Source organism: Synechococcus sp. PCC 6717 (assembly GCF_022698185.1).
Classification (GTDB): Bacteria; Cyanobacteriota; Cyanobacteriia; order Thermosynechococcales; family Thermosynechococcaceae; genus Thermosynechococcus; species Thermosynechococcus lividus.
Genome location: NZ_JAKLTV010000001.1, coordinates 449,061 through 473,776, shown reverse-complemented (window position 1 = coordinate 473,776; position 24,716 = coordinate 449,061). Strand labels below are relative to the sequence as shown.

The 24,716-nt window shown below is 50.6% G+C and carries 25 protein-coding genes and 1 pseudogene; 11 read left to right on the top strand and 15 right to left on the bottom strand.

Translation table 11 applies throughout. The features are described from left to right. Positions 1-60 precede the first annotated feature (60 nt). The 5 genes from L5470_RS02365 to L5470_RS02345 all read left to right on the top strand — a co-directional run bounded on the left by L5470_RS02365 (position 61) and on the right by L5470_RS02345 (position 3,871). The gene (locus L5470_RS02365; protein WP_499497957.1) at positions 61-1,293 is read left to right on the top strand and encodes a S41 family peptidase; all 1,233 of its coding nucleotides are present in this window, start codon (positions 61-63) and stop codon (positions 1,291-1,293) included. After that, positions 1,283-1,921: a phosphoribosylglycinamide formyltransferase gene (gene purN, locus L5470_RS02360; protein ID WP_099798808.1), complete on the top strand. Its 639-nt coding sequence runs from the start codon at positions 1,283-1,285 to the stop codon at positions 1,919-1,921. Before L5470_RS02365 ends, purN begins: the two co-directional genes overlap by 11 nt. A 221-nt stretch (positions 1,922-2,142) precedes the next feature. After that, on the top strand, positions 2,143-2,715 hold the full coding sequence (locus tag L5470_RS02355; protein WP_499497902.1) for a shikimate kinase: 573 nt from the start codon (positions 2,143-2,145) through the stop codon (positions 2,713-2,715). After that, positions 2,709-3,260, top strand: coding sequence for a DUF4126 domain-containing protein (locus tag L5470_RS02350; protein ID WP_099798810.1), 552 nt, complete (start codon positions 2,709-2,711; stop codon positions 3,258-3,260). The genes L5470_RS02355 and L5470_RS02350 overlap by 7 nt, the downstream gene beginning before the upstream one ends. A 59-nt stretch (positions 3,261-3,319) precedes the next feature. Beyond that, a complete protein-coding gene (locus L5470_RS02345) occupies positions 3,320-3,871 on the top strand; it encodes a pentapeptide repeat-containing protein (RefSeq protein ID WP_227517286.1) in 552 nt (183 codons plus the stop codon). A gap of 572 nt (positions 3,872-4,443) precedes the next feature. Here the strand turns inward: L5470_RS02345 and L5470_RS02340 are convergent. The 12 genes and pseudogenes from L5470_RS02340 to L5470_RS02285 form a co-directional block, all read right to left on the bottom strand. Next, on the bottom strand, positions 4,444-4,596 hold the full coding sequence (locus tag L5470_RS02340; protein ID WP_099798050.1) for a DUF2256 domain-containing protein: 153 nt from the start codon (positions 4,594-4,596) through the stop codon (positions 4,444-4,446). 12 nt (positions 4,597-4,608) lie between these two features. Next, entirely contained in the window at positions 4,609-5,697 is a 1,089-nt protein-coding gene (locus L5470_RS02335; RefSeq protein ID WP_499497899.1) for a CobW family GTP-binding protein, read from the bottom strand. Between the two features lie 239 nt (positions 5,698-5,936). Beyond that, positions 5,937-8,315, bottom strand: a complete 2,379-nt coding sequence (locus L5470_RS02330) for a polysaccharide biosynthesis tyrosine autokinase (protein WP_499497897.1) — start codon at positions 8,313-8,315, stop codon at positions 5,937-5,939. A 20-nt stretch (positions 8,316-8,335) separates the two neighbouring features. Then, positions 8,336-9,358 (bottom strand): NAD-dependent epimerase, encoded by a 1,023-nt coding sequence (locus L5470_RS02325; RefSeq protein ID WP_499497894.1) that lies wholly within the window; start codon positions 9,356-9,358, stop codon positions 8,336-8,338. Between the two features lie 16 nt (positions 9,359-9,374). Then, positions 9,375-10,097, bottom strand: a complete 723-nt coding sequence (locus L5470_RS02320; RefSeq protein ID WP_499497955.1) for a nucleotide sugar dehydrogenase — start codon at positions 10,095-10,097, stop codon at positions 9,375-9,377. A 22-nt stretch (positions 10,098-10,119) separates the two neighbouring features. Continuing rightward, a complete protein-coding gene (locus tag L5470_RS02315) occupies positions 10,120-10,677 on the bottom strand; it encodes a nucleotide sugar dehydrogenase (RefSeq protein WP_499497892.1) in 558 nt (185 codons plus the stop codon). Positions 10,678-10,726: 49 nt separating this feature from the next. Beyond that, positions 10,727-11,884 carry a glycosyltransferase family 4 protein gene (locus tag L5470_RS02310; RefSeq protein WP_499497890.1) on the bottom strand — a complete coding sequence of 386 codons (1,158 nt, stop codon included), beginning with the start codon at positions 11,882-11,884 and terminating at the stop codon, positions 10,727-10,729. A gap of 1 nt (position 11,885) precedes the next feature. Next, the gene (locus tag L5470_RS02305; RefSeq protein WP_499497888.1) at positions 11,886-12,944 is read right to left on the bottom strand and encodes an EpsG family protein; all 1,059 of its coding nucleotides are present in this window, start codon (positions 12,942-12,944) and stop codon (positions 11,886-11,888) included. Positions 12,945-12,954: 10 nt separating this feature from the next. Further along, positions 12,955-14,919: an asparagine synthase (glutamine-hydrolyzing) gene (asnB, locus tag L5470_RS02300; RefSeq protein WP_499497886.1), complete on the bottom strand. Its 1,965-nt coding sequence runs from the start codon at positions 14,917-14,919 to the stop codon at positions 12,955-12,957. A 130-nt stretch (positions 14,920-15,049) separates the two neighbouring features. Next, positions 15,050-15,643 (bottom strand): annotated as a pseudogene (locus tag L5470_RS02295) (ISL3 family transposase). 9 nt (positions 15,644-15,652) lie between these two features. Beyond that, positions 15,653-15,910, bottom strand: coding sequence for a hypothetical protein (locus L5470_RS02290; protein WP_499497961.1), 258 nt, complete (start codon positions 15,908-15,910; stop codon positions 15,653-15,655). Continuing rightward, a complete protein-coding gene (locus L5470_RS02285) occupies positions 15,798-16,259 on the bottom strand; it encodes a transposase family protein (protein ID WP_499497884.1) in 462 nt (153 codons plus the stop codon). The genes L5470_RS02290 and L5470_RS02285 overlap by 113 nt, the downstream gene beginning before the upstream one ends. 126 nt (positions 16,260-16,385) lie before the next feature. Here L5470_RS02285 and L5470_RS02280 point away from each other — a divergent pair, with 126 nt between their 5' ends. From L5470_RS02280 to L5470_RS02270, 3 genes are read left to right on the top strand one after another with little or no spacing between them, the layout of a single operon-like run. Beyond that, positions 16,386-17,114 carry a M15 family metallopeptidase gene (locus tag L5470_RS02280; protein ID WP_099798590.1) on the top strand — a complete coding sequence of 243 codons (729 nt, stop codon included), beginning with the start codon at positions 16,386-16,388 and terminating at the stop codon, positions 17,112-17,114. Further along, positions 17,111-17,815, top strand: a complete 705-nt coding sequence (gene fabG / locus L5470_RS02275; RefSeq protein ID WP_499497882.1) for a 3-oxoacyl-ACP reductase FabG — start codon at positions 17,111-17,113, stop codon at positions 17,813-17,815. Before L5470_RS02280 ends, fabG begins: the two co-directional genes overlap by 4 nt. Positions 17,816-17,828: 13 nt before the next feature. Next, on the top strand, positions 17,829-17,993 hold the full coding sequence (locus L5470_RS02270) for a hypothetical protein (protein ID WP_157768330.1): 165 nt from the start codon (positions 17,829-17,831) through the stop codon (positions 17,991-17,993). Here the strand turns inward: L5470_RS02270 and thrC are convergent. Next, positions 17,990-19,090, bottom strand: a complete 1,101-nt coding sequence (thrC, locus tag L5470_RS02265) for a threonine synthase (protein WP_499497953.1) — start codon at positions 19,088-19,090, stop codon at positions 17,990-17,992. The two genes, L5470_RS02270 and thrC, sit on opposite strands and share 4 nt — an antisense overlap. 115 nt (positions 19,091-19,205) lie before the next feature. Between thrC and L5470_RS02260 the strand changes: the two genes are divergently transcribed. Then, entirely contained in the window at positions 19,206-19,832 is a 627-nt protein-coding gene (locus tag L5470_RS02260) for a histidine phosphatase family protein (RefSeq protein ID WP_099798588.1), read from the top strand. Here the strand turns inward: L5470_RS02260 and ruvX are convergent. Next, positions 19,804-20,271, bottom strand: coding sequence for a Holliday junction resolvase RuvX (gene ruvX / locus L5470_RS02255; RefSeq protein WP_099798587.1), 468 nt, complete (start codon positions 20,269-20,271; stop codon positions 19,804-19,806). The genes L5470_RS02260 and ruvX overlap by 29 nt on opposite strands. Before the next feature lie 102 nt (positions 20,272-20,373). Here ruvX and ileS point away from each other — a divergent pair, with 102 nt between their 5' ends. Together ileS and larC are read left to right on the top strand one after the other, a co-directional pair. After that, positions 20,374-23,235, top strand: a complete 2,862-nt coding sequence (gene ileS, locus L5470_RS02250; protein ID WP_499497879.1) for an isoleucine--tRNA ligase — start codon at positions 20,374-20,376, stop codon at positions 23,233-23,235. 28 nt (positions 23,236-23,263) lie between these two features. Next, positions 23,264-24,478: a nickel pincer cofactor biosynthesis protein LarC gene (larC, locus tag L5470_RS02245; protein ID WP_499497877.1), complete on the top strand. Its 1,215-nt coding sequence runs from the start codon at positions 23,264-23,266 to the stop codon at positions 24,476-24,478. On the opposite strand, the gene L5470_RS02240 is transcribed toward larC, so the two are convergent. Further along, complete coding sequence (locus tag L5470_RS02240; protein WP_099798584.1) at positions 24,475-24,693, bottom strand: Hfq-related RNA-binding protein; 219 nt, start codon at positions 24,691-24,693, stop codon at positions 24,475-24,477. The genes larC and L5470_RS02240 overlap by 4 nt on opposite strands. Positions 24,694-24,716: the final 23 nt, after the last annotated feature.

The following is a 24,716-nucleotide window of genomic DNA, read 5'->3' as shown; positions in this document are numbered from 1 at the left end:
TGATGTTTGGTGTTAGTTGCTATCGTGAGTTGGCAGCCGCATTGGAGACCGTTGACATCTGTGGTGGGGGTAGGGCTGGTCTTGCTATTGATGCCCCGGGCGATCGCCGCGACAACAACCCTCAAAGATTCCCCCAAAGCCCTTGTGGATGAAGCATGGCAGGTCATCTACAAAAACTATATTGACCAAACCTTTAATCAGTTGGACTGGCCGTCTATTCGCACTGAGTTGCTCTCAAAGCGCTACAGCGATCGCGATGCCGCCCATCGGGTGATTCAGCAGACGCTAATGCGCCTCAATGACCCCTACACCCGGTTTTTGCCACCGCAAGAGTATAGCCAGCTTCTGTTACAAACCCAAGGTCAGCAGGTGGATGTGGGGATTACCCTTGTCGAGGCAGGGGAACTATTTCGGGTCAGCACGATCCAAGCAGGGTCGGTGGCAGCCAAAAGCGACCTCAAGGTTGGCGACGAGATCCTAGCGATTAATGGTCGGGGGAGCGATCGCCTCACCTTAGAGCGAGCCACCCTTGCCCTGCGCGGACCGGCAGGAAGTAAGGTGCGCCTTTTAGTGCGCCGTGAGGGCAGGCCACAGCCCTTTAGTATTGAACTGACCCGAGCCGGGGACATTCCCCGCACCGTTAACTTTCAAACCCTGACGGTGGGTCAGCAGCGGGTGGGGTACATCCGCCTCAGTGGGTTTAATAGCCGCTCGGTGGAGCAGATGAAAGAGGCTATAGACGTCCTCAAAGGCGAGCGGGTGCAGGGGTTTATCCTTGATGTGCGCCATAACCCGGGAGGGCTGCTAGAGGCGGGGATTGAAATTACTCGCCAATGGCTAGACTCGGGGGTTATTGTCCGCATTCAGCAGCATCAGCGGGAGGAAACCATTCGGGCACGGCAAACCGCCATCAGTCACCTACCCCTTGTCATATTGGTGAACCACACCTCCGCCAGTGCCAGTGAAATTCTAGCGGGTGCCCTACAGGATCAGGGACGAGCCACGGTCGTGGGCACTCGTACCTTTGGTAAAGTGCGGGTGCAGGCAGTACACGAAATGGCGGATGGCTCTGCCCTAGTGGTAACGATCGCCCGCTACTTAACCCCCCGTGGCACCGACATTTCCGCAGGGGGAATCACCCCCGATGTAATGGTGGCAACCGACCCAACGGTGGATTTAGAGTTGCGCCTTAATCCCAATCTTTTGCCGCGTCCCACAGACCCAGTCATGGTCAAAGCCCTAGAATTGTTAAACACCAAAATTAGCGATCGCCGCTCTGCCAATGTCCGCTGATGCTTTAGTCTCTCCCGCTGCTCCAGCCTTGATTGCCCCCTGCTCTCCGCTGCGGCTGGGGGTGCTTGCCTCCGGCAGTGGCACCAATTTTGCTGCCCTTGCGGCGGCGATCGCCAACGGCGAACTGCCAGCAACCCTTCAGGTACTGATCTACAATAACCCCAAGGCCTTAGTTGCCGAGCGAGCACAGCAGTGGCAGATTCCCAGTGTGCTCCTAAACCATCGGCACTACAATAGCCGCGAAAGCCTAGATGCCGCCATTGTCGAAACCCTAAAAACTTACGATGTCGAGTGGGTTGTGATGGCGGGTTGGATGCGGATTGTTACCCCTGTGCTCTTGAATGCCTATCCTCAGCGAGTGATCAATCTCCACCCCAGTTTGTTGCCCAGTTTTCGGGGGCTACACGCTGTTGAACAAGCTTTGGCTGCTGGCGTGAAAATTACTGGCTGTACGGTGCACCTTGTCGAAGAAGCGGTGGATAGTGGCCCAATTTTGGTTCAAGCTGCTGTTCCAGTCTTGGCGGAGGATACCCCCGCAACCCTGCACGCGCGCATTCAACGTCAAGAGCATCATATTCTTAAGCAGGCGATCGCCCACCTTGCTGCTGCCCACTCCCTGAGCCGTTAGCGGTGGCAGCCCAGCCACAAACTGACGATCATCACATTTGAGCAATCCCTGAGCGCATCTTGCGATTGCATGAAACGCATCAATCGTCAGTTAGCGAAGGATCTGAATTTGCGGGAGACTCTTCATCTTCAATAGACGATAAAATACTACACTCTGTCCCCTTTTTTAGGTCGCTTAACCTAACTTTCAACACTTCTGCTTCTGTCGATAAACGGTAACCTATGGAACTGCGAAATCGCCTTGGGGGAGTCAATATTTACCTTGTCGGGATGATGGGTTCCGGCAAAACCACGACTGGCAAAGTGCTAGCAAAACGCTTAGGCTACGGCTTTGTGGATACTGATGCTGTTATTACACAGGTGCGCCAACAGTCAATTCGAGAGATTTTTGCCCGTGAGGGGGAAGCCTACTTTCGCCAGTTGGAGCAGCAAGTCCTAGCGGAGGTATCCAGCTATCACCATTTGGTGGTGGCCACGGGCGGTGGCATTGTTCTCAGTTCGCTGAACTGGAGCTATCTGCGCCATGGCATTGTGGTGTGGTTACACGTGCCCATTGCAGTCCTGTGCGAGCGTTTAGCCGCAGATGCTGAGCGCCCTCTGCTGCAAGAGCAACCCCTCGAAGAGCGATTGAACCAGATCATGGCCGATCGCCATGCCCTCTATGCCCAAGCAGATCTCGAATTGGTGATCGGACAAACAGATACCCCCACCAAGGTGTGCGATCGCCTCTGGGAGGCTCTACCCAGTATTCTTAAGCCCATTGCTTCAGATGCACCCCCTAAAGAACCATGCTAGAACTTCTCGCCATCCTTTCAGCCGCGGCGGCTGGGGGCTTACGGCTAGCCTTACCGCTGCTATTGATTGGTTTGTTACAAGGGCCACAGCTATGGTCAGCAGTGCCGTTACTGGGGAAGCTATCCCCGTACTGGGTTGTGGGGGTTCTGACGGGTTGGGCGTTCCTAGAGCTATTTCTAAGGGGGCATCCTTGGGGATACCGTCTGATTATCTTGGTGCAACTCTGTTTTAGTCCCTTTGTGGGTGCCCTACTGGGGATGACGGTGGCTACAGCAACCGCAACCCCTCAATGGCTGGTGGGCACCCTCAGCGGCTTATTTGCCCTTGTGGTGCAACTGGTGCAGGTGGGATGGTTCTATCGCCTTGGCAAGCTACCGCGCTGGCTTGTAGTGGCTCAAGATATCCTGTGCATTCTCTTAATCTTATTTGCCCTCAAAGCGCCCACTCAAGGTGGCCTGATTGCCCTGCTGTTGCTGTGGCTAGTGGTGCGGAGTGCCAAGGATTGGCGACAACAGCAACAACGGACTCAAAAGCAACTGCGCTGAGTCACTCTACCCCCCAAGTCTTATGCTACAGTCTCCCTAGGGTGGACGGAGAACTCGTTATGGATATGCGTCAAAGTGTGATCGCAACAATTGTGTTGGGGGCGATCGCCAGCGGTCAGAGCATTGCTAGTCCTTCACCGCAACTGCGACAACTATTCACCACCAACGCCTGTCCGGGCTGTGACCTGAGTAATGCCGATCTACGCGGATATAACTTGGCTGGAGCAAACCTGCGGGGAGCCAATCTCCAAGGAGCCAATCTCCAGGATGCCACGCTACTGCTGGCCAACCTTGAGAGAGCAAACCTCAGTAATGCGAACTTAACAGCGGCCTACCTCGAACGCGCTAATCTGCAACAGGCGAATTTGACTGGCGCAACCCTCGTGCTAGCTACCCTGCGCCATGCTAGCTTCCGCCGTGCCAACCTCACGAATGCCAACCTCAGTGGTGCGGATATTCGCTATGGTGATTTTCGTCGTGCCAACCTCAGCAGTGCCAACTTCGAGCAAACAAACCTGCAATGGGCACGTCTGAACGGTGCAACTATGAATCAGACCAATTTTGAAGAGGCCTATCGCCCTCGTATGCCCTACGGCCTTAACCTGTGGTAGGAGCCGGCGATCGCGCTGAGGCTACAAACGGGTTGGCAACGTTCTGTACCTGCCACCTAATTTTCGCCACTTTTGGGAAGTCAGTTATAGAGATGTGGGCGGGCTAAAACCCCTCCGCTTTAGCGAGGGGATACAGCCAACTCAGGGGGCTTTAGCCCTCTCTATGTGTTAAACTAGAGACGTGGAAAGTAGGCGTATCAACTACGCGAAGAGACATCCTAGTACGGAGAAATCCCGGCAAGTAAGTCACTACCGCTTTGGCGGCAAGCCTAAACCACTGCAAGCAATGGCAGGATGTTGAGCGTATCGAATTGGCTAGTGTTGAAAAGTGCGAAACCACGAACCGAAACATAAACGTAGTCCCAATAGCAGAAATGCTTGAGGTGAGTAGGGGGTCTTTGACTGCCCCCACCCGCATTAAGTTGTGGGTGACAGCTCAAGGGAAAAGCGAAGCAACGCGGCTTCAGCCCGTTGCGTAGCATCCTTTGGGAATCCCCTCTCTTTCAAGGAGGGGAGAAGTCAAGACTACCCAGTGTTCACAGGCCAGCACGCCTGCCAAATCGCTGCAAACTTTAATGAGTGGACGGACGACGACGGCGGCACCGCTCAGAACAGTATTTAACGTCTTCCCAGCAGGCTGACCACTTTTTACGCCATTGAAATGGGCGACCACAGACGGGACACACCTTTGTAGGCAATTCGGCTTTGCGACGCTGTTTTGCCATGGTAATGAACGCCTAGCTGACAATTGCCTCAGCAGCAGTCACACACTCAGAGAGCTGTGCCAACAAGGTGGCGTGATCTAGCTGTTGGCCAATGAGTACCAGTTGATTTTTGGGGGTGCCTTTCCAGTCCTCATCATCCAAGCTAAAGCGTTTACCACTGAGATGAAACACATGGCGGCGAGGGCTTTCCTTAAACCAAAGAATGCCTTTAGCGCGAAACACTGTTTCTGGCAACTGGTGATCTAGAAAATACTGAAATTTGCGCAGTTCAAAGGGGCGATCGCTCTCAAATGAAACTGAGGTAAAGCCATCCTCTTCAAGATGATTTGAGTGAGCATGATGGTGGTGCCCATGATCATCGTGATGATGGTGATCGGGGTGATCGCAGTGCTCATCACACTCATGTTCGGCAGTCTCATAATGGTGAGCTTCAGGGTTCGGCTGGAAATAGCGATCGCTCTGGAACAACCCCACACTCAGGATGAGGGGTAGAGGCACTTGGGCATTGATGGTGCGGATGATGCGGGCACCTTCGCGAGTCTCACGAATCCGAGATTCCAAATAAGCGAGGCGTTCCTCACTGACTAGATCTGCTTTATTCAGTAGGATAATGTCGCCATAGGCAATCTGGCTTTGAGCAGCACTGCTGTTGAACAGATCAAGGCTAAAATTCTCAGCATCAACTACGGTAATAATGGAGTCCAAGCGGGTAACATCCCGCAAATCGGTACCGATAAAGGTGAGGGCAACCGGTAGGGGATCCGCCAAGCCTGTCGTTTCTACCACGAGATAGTCCACCTTGTCTTGACGCTCGAGCACCCGATAGACTGCATTAACAAGGTCATTGTTAATCGTGCAGCAGACACAGCCATTGTTTAACTCCACCATGTCGTCGTCGCTAGCCACCAGTAGCTCATTGTCAATGCCAATTTCACCAAACTCATTGACGAGGACAGCGGTTTTTAGTCCCTCCTGATTGGTGAGGATGTGGTTCAGGAGTGTCGTTTTGCCACTCCCCAAAAAGCCGGTGATGATTGTAACGGGCAAGCCGTGCTTGAGAGCATCCATTCTTACGGCAGAGGTGAGGGTTGGCGCAGACATAGGCATCCTTGAGCAATTACGACGAATGGGACGAATGGAAATTATCTTTACGATTATAGCGAGCAAGGCGTTGCTGAATAGAAGTATGATGTTCGGGTTTGAGTCTTGCCGCCCTCTCCCGAAGGAGAGGGAACAAGAATCTTAGCTCCCTTCTCCCTAGGGATAAGGGGTGGGGATGAGGGCAATTCATAACTACATTCAGCAACACCGCGAGCACTATCCGTCGGATCAGCTAACGACTAAGTATTGACTGCCACTGGTGTAATCATTGATGGAATTGGCGAAATCTCTGCCTCTGACTGTTTAGCAGCAGCCGTGCCATTAACGACAATGCCCAATATTTTGTCCTTTAGGCCAAGATCATATTCCTTGAGGGCTGTTGCAAAGGCATCTCGTTTAGTTTTGCCGAGGCGAACCACAAATAACGATTGCTCCACCCTAGCCAATAAGCGATTGGTTTCCGCAAAGGAGACTAGGGGAGCAGTATCAATAATCACCAGATCAAACGCCGCGTTGGCAGCGTCTAGTAAGGTGTGCCATGCATCACTGCTCAGGAGTGTCATTGGCTCTTGCTGGGGCTGACCCGCTGTCAGCACCCACAACCTTTCGGTCTGGGCGCTTAAGAGGCTTGACCATTCGGGCAGGGGAAATGCCCCACTCAAAAGGTCTGCCAACCCCGATGTGTTAGCAATGCCCAACGTCTGATGGAGTCCCGGCTGCCGTAAATTGGCATCGATGAGTAATACCCGCTTACCGATGGCGGCTGCGGCTAAAGCCATATAGGCCGCAATAGTGCTGCGCCCTTCACCTGCTTGTGCCGAGGTAATCGCAAGGCTCCGCTGCAGACCAAGCTGCTCTAAATGGCTCAGCAGAAAGTAAAAACTTTCCTTAAACGCTGGTGTTGCCCCAGCAAGGTGGTGTTGCAGCCCCCAAAGGGTCAGAGGGGCTTCCAAACGGCTAAACGAATACTGATCAAATTCACTGGCAATAGGTACTTGGCCAACAATCGGCAAACGGGTGTTTTGACGAACCTGATCCACCTCCAAAAACCGCGCATCCAGTAGCTCCAAGAGCAGAGCGAGCACCACCCCAGAGACGCCCCCTAAAACAAGAGCGATCGCCAACGCAACCAGCAGCCGCATCCTTGTCGTGTACTGCTTAGTATCCTCAATATCCGACAGTAGCCGCCATGTAAAATCTTGCTGGGCAATTTGTAGTTGTAGCGATTGCCGAGTTTGTAGTAACAACTGCAGAGATTGCTGTGCCGCTGCCATGCGCTGTTCAATTTTTCGGTAGGGATTCGCCAACCGCATGATGCGATTTAGCTCTGCGCGCACAGTATCTATTTGCCGCGAAAGCTCAGCATCCATCCGTTGTAGTGATTCCATTTCAACTTTGGCTTCAAGGTACTTGCCAATTAATGCTTCGGTAACAGTCCCTTGATAGCCAATGAGACTCTCAGGGTTACTGACTTGATTACGGCGAGCAATTTGTTGAGCTTCCTGCTTGAGTTGTGCTAATAATAGACGCCTTTCTTCCTCAAGACTGCGAACCGTTGGAGAATTCGGCTGTAACCGTGCCATTTCTTGCGCTAAAAGTTGCTCTGCCTCGGTTAAATTCTGAAGGAGGCTCTTATAATTCTGTGATGTATTCAAATTTGAAGCCACAAGTGCTTCTGCAGGTGACATTCTTAATTGTCTGTTTAAGGCATCAAACGCTTCCCGCGTAAATTCGAGCTTGCTATCATTTTCACTTTTAATTTGTAATAAATTTGCAAGTTGCACCCGATACAGATCTGCATCGCTGCTACCACCTTGCCCACTGCTTATGCCCCCTGCAATAGCTCCACCCACAGAATCAGGGCGCAGCACTTGATTTTCAGATCGGAACTGATTTAATTGATCCTCAAGCTCATCAATTTGGCTCAGAGTTTTTTGAATTTCTTGATTAACATATCGTAGATTTTGAAAAATCTGTTCCTGCTTTTCTGCTTCATTAAACTGAGTCAACTCTTTTGAAATTAAATCAAGCGCATTTTTTACTATACTTTTATTATTTGCCGAAAAAGTTATTTGAAGCACTTTGGCATTACCACGATTACCCAATAGACCAGTTGATCTTGGCTCCTCAATGCTGAGACTTTTACGAAAAGCGCGATAGGTGTACGTTTGTGGATCTAAGTCGGGATTTTGTTCTACCAACTGCTCATAGAGCGGCCTGAGGACTAAATCACTATTGAGGATTTGTACAAGCGTAGTGGTATCTCCTACTGCTTCACCTGAGGGGAGCGCTAGACTCGGTACCGATAGGCCACGAATAGCGTCTAAACTGGCACCCTGCCTAGCTCCTAAGGGCTTGATGGCCTCTACCTGTAGTGAAATGGTGTGTTGATAACTCCTTAAGAATAGATAGTAGTAGCCTAAGTATGCTACTGCAGTGACTGCGCCAGCAATAACTGCAGGTTTCCATCGCCGCTTAATGCCCGCTAGAAATTCACCAATGGTGATTTTATCAGCAGTAATGGGTTGCAGGAGGCTTTCTGAATGAGGCTCAGGGTCACTCATTAACAGACCTTCTGCCCCCAAGCTACCATTTACATAACGACTGTCTAGTGACATTAACGCGAACCTCAGTACAGCTAGATCTGAATTTGATAAAAGTCACAGTACCACTCCACAAATCGCTGCACACCAACCTCGACGGAGGTCGTTGGCTCATAACCGGTATCCTCCTTGAGAGCCAAGACATCAGCATGGGTATCGGGGACATCACCGGGTTGTAGGGGCAGAAGGTTCAACTGTGCTTTTTTACCAAGATAAGTTTCTAGAAGCTCAATATAGCGTAGCAGTTCCACCGGCGTGTGGGCACCGATGTTGTACACCCGCCACGGGGCAAGGCTGGTTCCGGGATCCGGGGCATAGCCATCCCACTGGGGATTGGGGGTGGCAGGGCGATCCAGCACACGAATAATGCCTTCGACAATGTCATCAATATAGGWAAAATCCCGCCGATGCTTGCCATAGTTAAACACTGGCAATGGTTCATCATTGAGGATGGCTTGGGTAAACTTAAAGAGTGCCATATCGGGTCGCCCCCAAGGGCCATAAACGGTGAAAAAGCGCAACCCTGTGGTCGGAATACCGTAAAGGTAGCTATAGGTATGAGCCATCAGTTCATTGGCTTTTTTGGTGGCGGCGTACAGGCTCAGGGGATGATCGATATTGTCGTGAACAGAGAAGGGGAGTTTTTTGTTAGCACCATAGACGCTGGAACTACTGGCATAGACAAGGTGCTCAACGGCGTGGTGCCGACAGCCTTCAAGAATGTGGGTAAAGCCAACAATATTACTATCGATATAGGCTAAAGGATTCTTAATGGAGTAGCGCACCCCCGCTTGGGCCGCAAGGTGAATGACTCGCTGTGGCGGATAATCTTCAAACAGCTGATTCACATCTTGGCGATCGGCTAAGTCGATTTTTCTAAAAACAAACTGGTGAGTTTGCTGAAACGCTTCCAGCCGCTGGAGCCGTGCCTTCTTGAGGCTGACATCATAGTAGTTGTTTAAGTTATCAAGGCCAATGACAATGTCGCCCCGCTGTAGCAGCTTCAGAGCTACTGCATTGCCAATAAAGCCCGCAACGCCAGTCACCAAAATATTCATGCAAGCCGCCTCCTAACTACAGCCGACCATCGACATCGTCCTTCGCCAAAATCCACTTCACATCATAGAGAACACCTTCCGCCTTAAGCAGTTGACGAATTCCAGCGGGCCCCATATCGCGAAATTGTTGGTGAGCTACGGCAATCACAATGCCATCCCACGTATTGGGCTGCAGATGCTGAATAGGCTGAATTCCGTATTCTATTTCGGCTTGCACGGCATCAATCCATGGATCATAAACATCAACGTGCAGACCATAGCTTTGGAGTTCAGCAATAATATCAACAACACGAGTGTTCCGTAGATCTGGACAGTTTTCCTTAAAGGTTAAGCCCATGACTAAAATACGGGCTTCTGAAAGACTAATTCCCTTTTTAGCTAATAATTTCAGGAACTGTGCCGCTACATAAAAGCCCATATTATCATTGATACGACGACCAGCCAAAATCAGCTCAGGATGGTAGTTGTGGGCGATCGCCTTATAGGTAAGGTAGTAAGGATCAACACCAATGCAGTGCCCTCCCACTAATCCTGGCCGAAAGGGTAGAAAATTCCATTTAGTGCTGGCTGCAGCTAACACTTCCTCGGTATCAAGCTCCAACAAATTAAAAATGAGTGCCAGTTCATTCACAAAAGCAATATTGATGTCTCGCTTAATATTTTCAATCACTTTTGCAGCTTCTGCAACCTTGATTGAGCTAGTTTTGTAAGTTCCGGCAGGAATAATTGACGCATACAGATGATCGACGAAGTCGGCAACTTCAGGGGTGGAACCTGACGTGACCTTTGTTAATCGTGGTTAAACGGTGCTCTTGATCACCCGGATTAATACGCTCCGGACTATAGCCCACAAAAAAATCCTGATTAAACCTCAATCCTGATTCCTGCTCCAGAATCGGGACACAGACTTCTTCGGTAACCCCCGGATAAACCGTAGATTCATAAATGACGATACAGTTAGCAGATAACACTCGGCCAATACTGGCAGAGGCTTTCTTCAGAGGTGTTAAGTCAGGGATTTTATAGCGATCAATCGGGGTCGGTACAGCAATAATAAAGACGTTGCACGTTTTTAGCGCGTCTAAACTGGTCGTGTAGCTCAGTAGTGTAGAGGCTTGTAAATCTGCCTTGCTAACTTCTCCAGTTTGATCGCTGCCTTGAGCTAACTCCGCAATGCGCTGCGCATTGACATCATAACCAATAGTACGGTAGAGTTTGCTAGTACGGTAGAGTTTGCCGAATTCAACGGCCAATGGTAAGCCAACGTAACCCAACCCAACAACAGCAATTTGTGTTTTTCCTAAAGAGTCAAAAGGCATAGAACAATCAGCCATGTACAGCAGCTTGCAAGTTTAGCTCCTAACAAGACTAGCACTCACGGAGTAGTTTGAGGTACTGGGCATTGATTTTCCTGACATCGAACAGCTCCACCGCCATCTGGTAGCTGTTGTAGCCCATGGATGGAATCAGATCAGGGTTCTCAATAAACCTCTGCATTGCCTCAATAAGGGCAGCAACATCTCGGGGTGGAATGAGAAAACCATTGTGGCCGTCAACAACCGTTTCGCGGCAACCTGGCACATCAGTCGTAATGACCGGTCGCCCCATGGCCATGGCTTCTTGAGTGCTGCGGGGAACGCCTTCACGGTAATAAGACGGTAAGACAAAGACACTGGTGATGGGTAAATAGTCCTTGACATTCACAAAGCCAAACCACTCAACCACCCCTGAGGCTATAAATTCATCTATCTGCGACTGAGATAAGCTACCTGGGTTTGTGTCTAGCCCACCAATCAACCAAAATTGCACTTGAGGATAGATAGCTTTTAGGTGCTGAGCAGCCGCTAAAAATTCAAGGATACCTTTTTCAATAAGCAATCTTGCAACAAGTGTAAACGTCAGAGGCGTAAGATGAGGCGGACAAAAAGGCCACTCTTGAAGGTTAACTCCAGTTCCTTTGATGACTAGCGTTTTATCCTGATTCAGACCGCAAATCTCAGTAATTTCACAGCAATCATCTGGATTTTGGAAAATAACCTTATGGGCAAAAGGTAACGTCAGCTTATACAAAAAGGTTAAAATACTTTTTAATAGTTTTTGCCTTAACTGGCCAGTTGGTGTGAATGCATAACCCAAACCAGTGAATAGGACAAATCGTGATTTAACATTAACGAAATTAGAAGCTAATAATCCCCAAATAATTGGCTTCGCGCTAATCGCTAATACACAATCAGGATTGACTTGTTTCATTAATTTGATTAATGAAAAAAAGGACTTTATATCATCTAAGGGATTAATGCTATTACGAACAAGATAAAAACTATGACAAATTGCACCAAGAGCATTGAGCCTTAATTTTTCTGCTTCAGAATAATCAGGTGCCAAGCAGTGCACCTCTAAGCCTGCATTTGCAAGATCTGCAATTAGCTCACTTCGAAAGTTGAGCAACATCTGAGCATTGTTGCACAGCAATAAAATTGACAGTGATCTTAATTCAACGCTATTAGAAACAGATTGAACCGTCATCTTAAATAAAAGGATACATTCGGTAAGGAAGCCACGCAAAAGCGTGATCTGCAAATTGAAGCCACACCCATAGTACCACAAAACTGTACCCAATCACTAGAAAGAGCCAACGAAAAAATAGCTGACGTTGCTTTGGGAAGAAAAGATACGGTAAATTTCCAAAGACATAGAGTTGAATAGGAATTAAGTATAAAGCGAGGCGATCGGCAGCAGTTGTTGAGCCTGTTAGCAGAAGCAAGAATGAGAAAATAACTAACCAAGATAATGCCAAATAAACCTTTGGTGAATGTTTGAAGAAATTTTTACCTCTATAATATTCTAGGAGAAAGATTATCGCAGGCAATAGGTTCATTGTTAATCTAATTAACGCTCCTGAGGATGACATTTGACCTTCTATATAGCTGCTAGTAAATCTAGGGTTCGATTGTATAATTATTGTTGTGCTGATTAAAAGCACAAAAGCAAATATTACTAGGTAAGCAGTATTAATTACTTTCTTTTCTTTTATTGATTTTATCATTGTTATTAAAAGTGGAACTAAAAGTAAAAATATTACAGTTTTATGAAATAACAAGGCCAAAAAGAAATAGACGAAAAATCTTAATCGCTTATTTTGAGTCAGTGCAAAAATAGCTAACAGTTCAAAACCAATGGCTGCAGCTTGGCGTGTGTATCCCATTGCTACAACTGTAGTCAAATAAGGAAATGCAACGCTTAGACCTAGGTATGGATTTTTTAATTGATTGCAAAAATTGAAAAGACAAGAAACAAAAATAATGGCGACACAAAAATTAACAAAATATATATCTTGATTTAAGGCAATAGCAATCTTATTGATCCAATAGTAGCCCAGATCAGAAAATATAGCTTCATATCCAAACCAAGGTGTGAATTTAACACTCTCAAAAATATAAAGATATCCTGTCCAATCTGCGCCTACTTCAAAACGTAAACCAATAAATAGTACATAAACACAAAAAAGAAAGACTTTATACCACTGGGGTACTTCGATAATGATTGGGAAGCTGGTTAGGGCAAATACTAGAAAATACGGAAACATAAGCAAGTCATTACACTGAACGATTGTTTTCTAGCCATGCCTGAAACATTAAAATATCCCAAAGCGGAAAAGCCCAGTTGCGATGTCCTTGACGATGTTCTTGCCAGTACTGCCAAATAGATTCAGGATACAAAAAACCCTCTTGTTTGAGTCGTGTAGGGTTCAATAAGTCCTCGACCCACTCTCGTAGTTCATGGCGTAGCCACTGGGCAATAGGAACATCAAATCCCATCTTTGGCCGTTCAATGAGTTCTTTAGGAACATGCTGATAAAGGATATGACGCAGAATGTGTTTTCCTGTTTGCTGCTTGATTTTCATCGATAGCGGCACAGCACAGGCAAATTCAACAATGCGGTGATCTAACAGAGGAATACGTGTTTCTAAGCTAACCCCCATTGCTGCCCGATCTACCTTAGCCAAAATATCATCAGGAAGATACGTGAGCACATCTAGTATCATCATGTATGACTCGAACGGCAAGCCAGACAACCAACTAGGTGGTTCAGTGGGTAGTGAAGTTGGCTCCTTGCCATCAATGACTATCTCTGAGGGTGGATTAAAATGCGATAAAAAGGAAAGATAAACACTATCTTGCGATCTTAGCTCACAAAGCTTAGCTAGTTTACTGATTTTATCGCCAATAGTTGTATATCTTAAGTGCTTGGGTAAGAAGCGGTTGATACCGCCCAACAATTGATCCCATTGCCTTGGAGGTAGAACTCGCAGTGCAGTTGCTAACATTGTACGTATGGGTGCTGGGAGTAATTGTATTTTTTGCCAAATACTTGGAGCCAAGAAATGCCGCGTATAGCCCCCAAATAGCTCGTCCCCACCATCACCGGAAAGTGCCACAGTTACGTGCTGGCGAGCGATCATCGAGACTAAAAAGGTAGGAATTTGCGATGAATCAGCAAAAGGCTCATCATAAAGGGTTGGTAACTTGGGGATGACATCCCGAGCATCTTGACCTGTCAGGTAGTATTCTGTGTGATCTGTGCCTAGATGGGTAGCTACCGCTTTAGCATACTGTGCTTCGTTATACTGATCTTCGTAAAAACCAATGGTAAAAGTCTTGACCGGTTGAGCAGATTGGCTTTGCATCAAGGCCACAACTGTAGAAGAGTCTACCCCCCCAGACAAAAATGCGCCAAGAGGAACATCGGCTAAGAGTTGGCCTTGCAAACTTTGCCGTAGCAGTCGCTCCAGCTCACCTGCCGCTTCTTGCTCTGTTCCTTGAAATGGCTCAGCTAAACCCTGCTCAACAGCCGTTTGTAACGACCAGTAGGCTTGCGGTTCTCCTTGGATGCCTTTTACCAAGGCGTTAGTAGGTAACTGAAGGTAAGTGCCCGCAGGTAGCTTCCAAATGTGCTCGTAAATGCTGTAAGGTGAGGGAACGTAGTTATAACGTAAATATAATGTGAGTGCTTGGCGATTAATTGAATTTTGAAAATTAGGGCAAGCTCGCAATGCTTTTAGTTCAGAGGCAAACACAAACGCATTGTTAACCCAGCCATAGTAAAGGGGCTTTTCCCCGAGGCGATCGCGCGCTAAGGTTAATGTCTGTTCTGAACGATCCCACAGAGCAAGAGCAAACATCCCCACCGTGCGCTTTAGGGTGGCTTCAATGCCCCAGTAAGCAAATGCTGCTAAGAGGGTTTCTGTATCCGAGTGACCCCGCCAAGCAGGCGCAGCACCAGTGCTTGTCAGCAACTGTCGCAGATCCAAATGGTTATAAATTTCACCATTAAAGACCAAGACATAGCGGCCACAGGCGGAGACCATGGGCTGATGCCCTGCTGGTGAGAGATCTAAAATGGCCAGACGACGGTGCCCCAAAGCGACTCCAGCGGATTCATCGATCCACGTTCCCTCATCGTCGGGACCACGATGATAGAGAGTTGCCACCATCGTTTGAATCGTTGACCTCAAGTCCATAGACTCACCAAGGCTAATTAACCCAACAAGACCACACATCTGCTTAACATTGCCTCTGATAATTAGTTACTACTAACTCTAGCAGATGAATGAAGATTAAGATAGTAGCTATAAGCCGATTGATTATTCGATTTACCAAGAGTTTGCGGCTCTATCGTCCGAGTTATGCTTAATCAATAGCTAAATGCCAGCAAATTAAGCAACGTAACTGAAAATTGTCAAAGTTCCTGAACCCATAACCTGACCGCTTGATCAGCTTCAATTTATTGTTAATACCTTCAATAACACCACTATTTGTGTGATTATCAAAATAGGCGGTGACTTCACCAAACCACCGATAAATTGTTCTTACGCTCTCTTGAAAAGAATCCTGAGCTTGAGCTAACCAATCGAGCAATTGAAAGGTTCCATCTTTCCAATCTTTTGCTTGCTCAAAGATGGCTCTAAACGATTCCTTCTCCTGATGCATTCGAGCCAGACTTGGCACTACTTCTCGAATTTCTTCCAGTTTTGCTTTTTGCTTCTGAGTTAGATTTTCCTCCGGCTTCAGTAACGCATATTTACTTTGTTTGAGCGCGGCTGCAATCTGGGCTTTCTGGACTTCATTTACCGTCTGCTCATTCGCTTTACAAATACTTTGTCGAGCCTTATCCAATTCCTGATTCACAATTTTTATAACATGAAATCAGTCAGCAACCACCGTAGCATTAGGTAGGAGTTTATGAACCAAACTTTTATAGTTTCCAGACAGGTCAATGCTCACCTCAATAATTTAATTGAGTACTGCTGCTCCCCATGCCTCAAGCACTTGCCTCACATCTTCCTGCTTGCAAGAAGGCGCAAAGGCAAGGGGAATTCGCCGCTCTAAATCGACCAAAACAACTATGTAATCTCCTTGTCCTTTACCTAAGAAAATCTCATCTATACCTAATCGTTTTAATGAACTCACATCGACGTGGAGTTTTTTTACTGACATACTGTACCATTGACCATACTTCTTCATCAGTGAGACCATTTGAAATTGCAACATTATGAATGTCGCTGTGCAAAACCTGTTGCACGATTGACTGAGCAAATCGATCCGTTTGCTTGCGACGATTGCCGATGAAATCGAGGGTTTCACTGAATGGCTTACCACAAGTTCGACACTTAAACTGGCGACGATTGATCTTAAGAAATACGGTTCGTCCACTGATGCTTAAATCTCGCACTAGATACCAATGATTCTGGTGTAAATGACAACTTTTTTGTTGGCAACGTGGGCAAATCGCCTCGGTTGTCTTTGCTTCCACTATAAGAATCAATTCTCCCGCAACATCGGTATAATCTTCAACCTCAATTCCAGGTAGGTTGAGTAGATCAGTTAGAAGTAGCTGCATATCTTAGATTTCGTATAGCATGTTACATTAGCATACCAAGTCCGATAGACCCTAACTGAAAAATAATCCTTGTATGCTTAGCCTCGTATATCCTGTGAACAGGAAACACGCTTAGCGGGTGTGAGCATGGATCAAGATATTCCTATTGCAGAACGCTTACCAACAGACTCTGCGGTTAGGCTTCAGAAACAACCCTTGTATAAACGGTGGGCGATCGCCAGCATCATTGGCTTAGGTTGTATGGCTGGGGGTGTCTGGGTTTTCAGCCGTTCTACGGAACCCTCAGCCGTTGCTGAAGCAGTTGGGAACCCCATTGCGGTTCCCACAGAGAATCTGTTGGGGCATTTACCCTACGAAGAAGCACCCCTGAGTGAGTTAGTGCCCGTAAGTGCCGACGGCCAGATCCAGTTACGCCGAGCGGCGGCGGAGCGATTTCGAGCCATGGTTGCTGCGGCTCAGCAGGAGGGAATTATTCTGGTTCCCCTTTCGGGCTTCCGCTCTAAGCAGGATCAAGATTATCTCTTTTTTCAGGTGAAGGAACAGCGAGGACAACGGACGAGTGAGCGTGCCTTAGTGAGTGCGCCGCCGGGCTACAGTGAACACCATACAGGGTATGCCATTGATATTGGCGATGCCAGCCAGCCCGACACTCATCTTAGCGTGGCCTTTGAGCAAACCCCGGCCTTTCAGTGGTTAGCGGTGAATGCTGCTCGCTTTAGCTTTGAACTATCGTTCCCTGAGAGCAATTCGCAAGGGGTTAGCTATGAACCGTGGCATTGGCGATTTGTGGGCGATCGCCACAGTTTGCAAACGTTTTATAAAGCACGGCAACTAAACGTAAGGAGTGCAAAATGAGTGGGCTAGGGCATCGAGCCGTACTGTTAACGGGTGGCACGGGCGGCTTAGGTCAAGGGGTAGCTCCGGTATTACTGGCTCAGGGCTATACCCTCACCATTCCCTACATTGATGCGGTGGGACGGGAGCACCTTGAGCAGCAACTGGCCGCAGCAGAGCTGGCCAATGTCCGCTTTGTCGCTGCCGACCTCAACAACGAAAGTGAAGTAGCCGCACTGATTAATCGTATGCCCCAACTCGATGCAGTGGTTCATTTAGTGGGGGGCTTTAGCATGGGCGCGACGGCTAACGTTGCCTTGAGTGATTGGCAGCACAGCTTCGCCCTCAACGTTGAAACCACCTTCCTAGTGTGTAAACACGCCCTTAAACGGATGCAGCCCCAACACTACGGTCGAATTGTCACGATTGGTTCACGCGGGGCAGTGGAACCCACGGCTGAGTTGGCCGCCTACTGTGCTGCCAAAGCCGCTGTTGTGGCCTTCACGCGGGCGATCGCTGCTGAAACCAAAGGGATGAACATTACTGCCAATGTAATTCTTCCCAGTATTATCGATACCCCCAACAACCGTGCTGCGATGGGGAGCGACCAAGCCGCGATGTGGGTGCCGCCAACAGCCATTGGTCAACTGATTGCCTATCTCATTTCCGAGAGTGCAGGGGCAATCAGTGGCGCAGCGATCCCCATCTATGGCAACGCCTAGCTAGGTATGAGCCATGGTTTTTCTGGTTCTGTTGAGTGCTCTGTGCTACATCAGCATCCTGCTGACTCAACTGTTTGTGAGTGTTCCCATGGAGTTTTTTGGCTGGGTCCATCTTCCCAGCGTTGTGCTGTGGGGATCCTTCTTGCTGCTGTTGGCTTGGCTCCTAGGAGGTGATTAAAACCCCATGACTTTAGCGACGGTGGCTTCGCTTGGGTCGATGTGGCGATGAAAGCGATCGCTCTCCTGCTGCAAGGCCGTGTCCGGATCCTTCAGGCCATTGCCGGTCAGCACACAAACGACGGTGGCACCGCTGGGCACCTGATCGGCTAATTTGAGTAAGCCTGCCACAGAGGCAGCACTGGCCGGTTCACAGAAAATGCCTTCTTCAGAGGCTAATAGGCAGTAAGCCGTGAGGATTTCAGCATCGGTGACGGCATTAAAAGCCCCTTGGCTGGCCTCCTTGACGGCGATCGCCCGCTGCCAATTGGCGGGGTTGCCAATGCGAATGGCGGTAGCCACGGTTTCTGGATGCACGACCACGGCACCGTTGACGAGGGGGGCAGAGCCCGCTGCTTGAAAGCCCATCATGCGGGGGAGGCGATCGCAGCGATTTTGTTCACGATACTGACAGAAGCCCATCCAATAGGCGGTAATATTGCCAGCATTGCCCATGGGGATGCACAGCCAATCGGGGGCATTGCCCAAGCTATCCACCACCTCAAAGGCTGCGGTTTTTTGCCCTTCAAGGCGATAGGGATTGACAGAGTTCACTAGGGTAATGGGGTAGGTATCGGCCATCACCCGCACAATGTCAAGGGCTTGGTCAAAGTTCCCTTCAATGGCAATCACTTCAGCACCATAGAGCAATGCCTGAGCCAGCTTGCCCTGAGCCACATAGCCTTCCGGGACGAGGACATAGGCGCGCAGACCCGCCCGCCGCGCATAGGCCGCTGCTGCTGCGGAGGTATTCCCAGTACTAGCGCAAATCACTGCTTCCGCTCCCGCCTCCTTGGCTTTAGAGATCGCCATGGTCATACCGCGATCCTTGAAGCTACCGGTGGGATTAAGGCCGTCGTACTTTACATATACTGAAACATTCCGACCCACCCGCTCAGCAATGCGGGGCACCGGAATCAGGGGCGTGTTCCCTTCATAAAGGGTCACAATGGGGGTGCGATCGCTGACGGGCAAAAAGTCACCGTAGGCGTGAATTAAGCCATGCCAAGCAGGACGAATGGGAGGGGCGATTACGGGCACAGGTATGCAATCAATCAAATGTAAATAAATCTGTGGCCAGCCATCGAGAGCAGCCACTCAGTACGATAATTCTACCGAGGAGTGGAGCAATTGCCAATTTTACCGCGAGTCATGATATTCAGGGGAGGGCAAAATGCGCTTAATTTTAGTCCGCCATGGTGAAGCGGTGGGGAATGACACTGGCGTGATGTTGGGGCGGCAGGATGTTCCCCTCACACAGCGGGGCCGCCAGCAAGCCCTTGCGCTACGGGAGATTTTGCCCCCGCCGGATTTTATCTATACCAGTCCGCTGCAGCGCTGTTGTGAGGCGGCTCGCCTAATGAACCCAATCTCTGGCTTAAAGATTCAGGAATTGGCGGACTTAATTGAGATTGATCAGGGGGTTTTTACCGGTCTGACTTGGGCGCAAGCTCAGGAACAGCAGCCGCATCTCTGTAATGAGTTGGAGGAGCAGGACTGTCTTGTGCCGATTCCCGAAGCGGAGTCGATGGCAGCGGCATGGCAGCGGGCCAAACAAACGTGGAAGCACCTACGCAAACACGAGGATGAGCACTGTGTGTGGTGTATTTCCCACGGCGGATTTTTGCAGTGCTTAGTGAGTGTGGTTCTCGGCAGCGATCGCCTGTGGGGAATCAATATCCCACCAGCCGCATGGTTTGACTTTTCAGTCAGAGTGGATGTAGATGGTCGCTTTGAGGCGGAAAATGTGCGTTGGTGGCAAATTCACGGCTTCAATCTCTCTCTGCCGCCGTCGGCCTAGGCGTTGCTACCGTCGTTTGCACAGGCTGCTTGAGTGCGTCAAGCCACTGCTGCAAAATTAACGCCGCCGCAATTTGATCTACAAGGGCTTTTTCCCGCCGCGGCGATCGCCCCCGCTGCTTGAGAATCTCTTCGGCTTGAAAGGAGGTCAGCCGTTCATCCACGTACTCCACCGGCAAGTCAAGCGCCTTGCCAAAGCGTTCTGCCAAGTGCTGTACCTGCCGCGCTTGGGATCCCAGCTCACCGTTGAGGGTGTAGGGTAGCCCCACCACGAGGCGTTCGACCTGCCGCTCCTGACACAGTTGCCGGAGTTGCTCAAGGTCGTGGGCAAAGCTGCGGCGCTGAATCGTTCTTAAGCCGGTCGCAAGCTGCCCGAGGCGATCGCAGCCCGCCACCCCAATCCGTTTGCGCCCTACATCTAACCCAAGAACAGAAATCACGCCTGCCTTTGATCCCTCTTGATAGCTTGAGCGTGCCCGATCACTTCCCCTACAATTGAAGGGCACGTTATCCTGCTGTTATTCTAAAACCTGCCCGCTGCCATGGCTGACCCCGCAACAGACTACAAAGATACGGTAAATCTGCCACAGACGACCTTTGAGATGCGGGCGAATGCACCCACCCGTGAACCCCAACTGCAAGACTTTTGGGCACAACAGCAGATCTATGAACGGCTGCAACAGCACAATCCGGGCGAGGTATTTATCCTTCACGATGGTCCGCCCTACGCCAACGGTGCCCTTCATATTGGCCATGCCCTCAATAAAATTCTTAAAGACATTATCAATAAATATCAGCTCCTCCAAGGGCGCAAAGTTCACTACCGCCCCGGCTGGGACTGCCACGGCTTGCCGATTGAACTCAAAGTACTGCAAACCCTAAGTGCTGAAGAACGCCAGAACCTTACCCCCCTCTCCCTGCGGCAGCGCGCCAAGGAGTTTGCCCTCAAAACCGTTGCTGAACAAAAACGGAGCTTTCAGCGCTACGGTGTGTGGGGAGACTGGCAGCACCCCTACCTCACCCTCTCACCTGAGTACGAAGCAGCACAAATTGGGGTGTTTGGGGAAATGGTACTGCGGGGCTATATCTACCGCGGTCTGAAGCCCGTGCATTGGAGCCCCAGTTCCAAAACTGCCCTTGCGGAAGCAGAACTGGAATATCCTGAAGGCCATACGTCCCGCAGTGTGTACGCTGCCTTTGACGTACTGGAGCTCCCCCAAGGGTTGGCCGCAGCTTGGTATGAAGCACTCGGGCAGATGGGGGTTGCCATTTGGACGACAACACCGTGGACTTTGCCAGCGAACCTAGCGGTGAGCGTCAACCCCGACTTGACCTATGCTCTGGTACGGGTAGCGCCAGCAAAGCGCCACGCTTACCTGATTGTGGCGCACGACTTAGTGCTGTCCCTCAGTCAAACCCTAGGCACAACCTTAACCGTGGTGACTACCGCCAAGGGTGCCGATCTCGAACATACCCGCTATCAGCACCCCCTGTACGATCGCCAGAGCAAAATCGTTATCGGCGGTGACTATGTGACAACGGACTCCGGTACCGGCTTAGTACATACGGCTCCCGGTCATGGACTGGAGGACTACGCCGTTGGTCAACGCTACGGCCTGCCCATTCTGTCCCCGGTGGATGCAGATGGCTGTTTCACGGCGGAGGCGGGTCAGTTCGCTGGCCTGAATGTCCTCAAAGAGGGGAATGAGGCGGTTATTKTGGCTTTAGAGGCTGCCGGCGCCCTTCTTAAAGAAGAGCCTTACGTTCACAAGTATCCCTACGACTGGCGAACCAAAAAACCCACGATCTTTCGAGCAACGGAGCAATGGTTTGCTTCGGTAGCGGGGTTTCGCGATGCTGCCCTCGCGGCGATCGCCGAGGTGAGGTGGATTCCGGCGCAAGGGGAAAATCGCATTACCGCCATGGTGGCGGAGCGATCCGACTGGTGTATTTCGCGGCAGCGCAGTTGGGGGGTACCCATTCCGGTGTTTTATGACAAGGTGACCGGTGACCCCCTGCTCACGGCAGACACCATTGCCCATGTCCAAGCCATCATTCGCCAGCGGGGGTCTGATGCTTGGTGGGAACTCTCGGTGGCGGAGCTATTGCCCCCCGCCCTGCAAGATCAGGCAGATCGCTACGAAAAGGGCACCGATACCATGGATGTGTGGTTTGACTCCGGCTCATCCTGGGCAGCAGTTCTAGGGGAGCAGCAAGCGGATCTATACCTCGAAGGCTCGGATCAGCATCGGGGGTGGTTCCAGTCATCGCTGCTGACCCGGGTGGCGGTGCAGGGGCACGCTCCCTACAAATCGGTGCTCACCCACGGCTTTGTCTTGGATGAGCAGGGGCGCAAGATGAGTAAATCCTTGGGCAATGTCACGGATCCGCGCGAGGTAATTGAGGGCGGCAAAAACCAAAAGCAAGACCCGGCCTACGGTGCGGATGTTTTGCGGCTGTGGGTGTCCTCGGTGGACTATGCCAATGATGTGCCCATTGGCAAAACGATTCTGAAGCAGTTGGCGGATATCTATCGCAAAATTCGCAATACAGCGCGCTTTTTACTGGGTAACCTCTACGATTTCGACCCACAGCAGGATGCTGTGCCCTACGCTCAGTTGCCAGAACTGGATCGCTATATGCTGCACCGCCTCCATGAGGTGTTTAGCGAAGTGACGGCAGCCTTTGACAGCTACCAGTTTTACCGGTTCTTCCAAACCATTCAGAACCTCTGCACGGTGGATTTGTCAAATTTTTATCTGGATATTGCCAAGGATCGCTTGTACATTAGTGCCCCTGCCAGCGATCGCCGCCGTAGTTGCCAAACGGTGCTTGCTATTACGGTACAAAATCTGGCGCGGGCGATCGCCCCGGTGCTGCCCCACTTGGCAGAAGATATTTGGCAGCACTTACCGTTTGCCACGCCCTACACATCGGTGTTTCAAAGTGGCTGGGTACAGCGTGCGGATCAGTGGCGCGACCCACCCTTGGCGAGCCGCTGGGAGGTGCTGCGACAGTTGCGCTCAGAGGTCAACAAGGTACTGGAGCAGGCGCGCGCTGAAAAGGCCATTGGCTCGTCCCTCGAAGCCAAGGTGTGGCTGTACGTGGCCAACCCAGACCTGCGCGATCGCCTCGAGGCCATGAACAGTGCCGATGCCTTGGCGGGTAATGGTGTGGATGAACTCCGCTATCTATTTTTAGTCTCACAAGTGGAGGTGATGCCGCAGCCGCGATCGCTCAGCTTGAGCTACACCCTTGAGCAACCGGAGCTATGGGTTGGCGTAGGCACCGCCAGCGGGACCAAGTGCGTCCGGTGCTGGAATTATGCCGAGAGTGTAGGGCGCTCTGCAACCCATCCCCAGTTGTGCGATCGCTGTGAAGCGGCCTTAGCGGGTAACTTCTAGCCCAGCGTTAGGGTATTTCGGAGGTTCTATGAACGTTGCCTACTTCGACTGCCCAGCGGGAATTGCTGGGGATATGTGCCTTGGGGCGCTGATCGATGGTGGCGTTCCCCTTGACTACTTGCACGGGCAACTGGCAAAGCTGGGAATTGCAGCAGAGTTTACCTTAACCACTGAAACCGTGCAGCGAAAAGGGCAGCGGGGTCTGAAGGCTCACGTCCAGCTTCACGAGCACAGCCATCCGCACCACCGCCATTGGCCAGACATTCAGGCGCAGATTTTAGCCGCAGATTTGCCCGATCGCGCCCGCGACTGGAGTTTACGGGTGTTTGAAGCCTTGGCGATCGCCGAAGGTGCCGTTCATGGCATTGCCCCCACTGCCGTTCACTTCCACGAAGTCGGTGCCGTGGATGCCCTAGTAGATATTGTTGGCACCTGTTTAGGGCTAGATTACCTCGGCATTGAGCAGATCTACTGCTCGCCCTTGCCCACCGGTGGCGGGACAGTACGGGCCGCCCATGGTCAACTGCCGGTGCCCGTGCCAGCGGTCTTGCAACTCTGGCAAGCCTATCGGGTGCCGGTTTACAGCAACGGGATTGCGAACGAACTGGTGACCCCCACGGGTGCCGCGATTGTCTGTGCCCTTAGCCAAGACTTTGGCACCCCACCCGCCATGACCCTAGAGCGAGTAGGCTTAGGTGCTGGCAGCCATGAGTTACCGCTGCCGAACCTCCTCCGCCTATGGCTAGGCGAAACCCCCAACCGCCAACCGCCAACCCCCACCACCATTGTGGAGTTGCAAACCCAACTGGATGACCTGCCGCCCCAAGCCTTAGCCTACGCGATAGAGCAACTCTATGCCGCTGGTGCGGTGGAGGTCTTCTGTCAAGCCATTACAATGAAAAAGTCACGCCTTGGGGTGCTCCTGACCGTACTGTGTCCTCTCAGTGCCGAAGCCGCCTGTGTTCAGACCCTCTTTCGGGAAACCACGACCCTAGGGCTGCGCCGCCAAGTGCAAGATCGCTATATCCTCCAGCGGCAGATCAAAACCGTGACTACCCCGTTTGGCGAGGTGCGGCTGAAATTAGCCACCGATGGTCACGGACACCCCCTCAATGTGCAGCCGGAGTATGAAGATTGTGCCGCCCTAGCACGGCAGCATCAGCAGCCATGGCAGGTGGTGTATCATGCAGCACTGAAAGCAGGGTTAACCTTCTGGCCACTGGCAAGCTCCCCAGACCCCTAAGTCAGTTTCGGCTTAATAAAGACAATGGCTTGCTTCCAAATAATCGTTGGTTGGTCATAGTGATCCACCACGCACAGGCAGTTTGCGTCTTGCCAGCGCACCTTCCCCACCACTAGATCACTTGTGATCAGTTTCACCTCAACCTCAGTGCTATCTTTAATTAAGGTCTGTAGCTGGCGGATACTGGGTAATCCCGTCTGGAATTCGTCAGTCATGGGTTCTCCTCTAGTTCCTCTAC

Excerpts from the sequence above, each read along its gene's own strand:
- asnB (WP_499497886.1), bottom strand. The coding sequence starts at position 14,919 with ATGTGTGGTCTTGTTGGGTTAATTAGCCTTGGTGAGTCTATGGACTTG.
- L5470_RS02310 (WP_499497890.1), bottom strand. The coding sequence starts at position 11,884 with ATGACGGTTCAATCTGTTTCTAATAGCGTTGAATTAAGATCACTGTCA.
- fabG (WP_499497882.1), top strand. The coding sequence starts at position 17,111 with ATGAGTGGGCTAGGGCATCGAGCCGTACTGTTAACGGGTGGCACGGGC.
- L5470_RS02260 (WP_099798588.1), top strand. The coding sequence starts at position 19,206 with ATGCGCTTAATTTTAGTCCGCCATGGTGAAGCGGTGGGGAATGACACT.
- larC (WP_499497877.1), top strand. The coding sequence starts at position 23,264 with ATGAACGTTGCCTACTTCGACTGCCCAGCGGGAATTGCTGGGGATATG.
- L5470_RS02270 (WP_157768330.1), top strand. The coding sequence starts at position 17,829 with ATGGTTTTTCTGGTTCTGTTGAGTGCTCTGTGCTACATCAGCATCCTG.
- L5470_RS02240 (WP_099798584.1), bottom strand. The coding sequence starts at position 24,693 with ATGACTGACGAATTCCAGACGGGATTACCCAGTATCCGCCAGCTACAG.
- L5470_RS02350 (WP_099798810.1), top strand. The coding sequence starts at position 2,709 with ATGCTAGAACTTCTCGCCATCCTTTCAGCCGCGGCGGCTGGGGGCTTA.
- L5470_RS02345 (WP_227517286.1), top strand. The coding sequence starts at position 3,320 with ATGGATATGCGTCAAAGTGTGATCGCAACAATTGTGTTGGGGGCGATC.
- L5470_RS02340 (WP_099798050.1), bottom strand. The coding sequence starts at position 4,596 with ATGGCAAAACAGCGTCGCAAAGCCGAATTGCCTACAAAGGTGTGTCCC.
- L5470_RS02315 (WP_499497892.1), bottom strand. The coding sequence starts at position 10,677 with ATGCCTTTTGACTCTTTAGGAAAAACACAAATTGCTGTTGTTGGGTTG.
- L5470_RS02305 (WP_499497888.1), bottom strand. The coding sequence starts at position 12,944 with ATGTTTCCGTATTTTCTAGTATTTGCCCTAACCAGCTTCCCAATCATT.
- L5470_RS02290 (WP_499497961.1), bottom strand. The coding sequence starts at position 15,910 with ATGTTGCAATTTCAAATGGTCTCACTGATGAAGAAGTATGGTCAATGG.
- purN (WP_099798808.1), top strand. The coding sequence starts at position 1,283 with ATGTCCGCTGATGCTTTAGTCTCTCCCGCTGCTCCAGCCTTGATTGCC.
- L5470_RS02355 (WP_499497902.1), top strand. The coding sequence starts at position 2,143 with ATGGAACTGCGAAATCGCCTTGGGGGAGTCAATATTTACCTTGTCGGG.
- L5470_RS02330 (WP_499497897.1), bottom strand. The coding sequence starts at position 8,315 with ATGTCACTAGACAGTCGTTATGTAAATGGTAGCTTGGGGGCAGAAGGT.
- L5470_RS02285 (WP_499497884.1), bottom strand. The coding sequence starts at position 16,259 with ATGCAGCTACTTCTAACTGATCTACTCAACCTACCTGGAATTGAGGTT.
- L5470_RS02280 (WP_099798590.1), top strand. The coding sequence starts at position 16,386 with ATGGATCAAGATATTCCTATTGCAGAACGCTTACCAACAGACTCTGCG.
- L5470_RS02335 (WP_499497899.1), bottom strand. The coding sequence starts at position 5,697 with ATGTCTGCGCCAACCCTCACCTCTGCCGTAAGAATGGATGCTCTCAAG.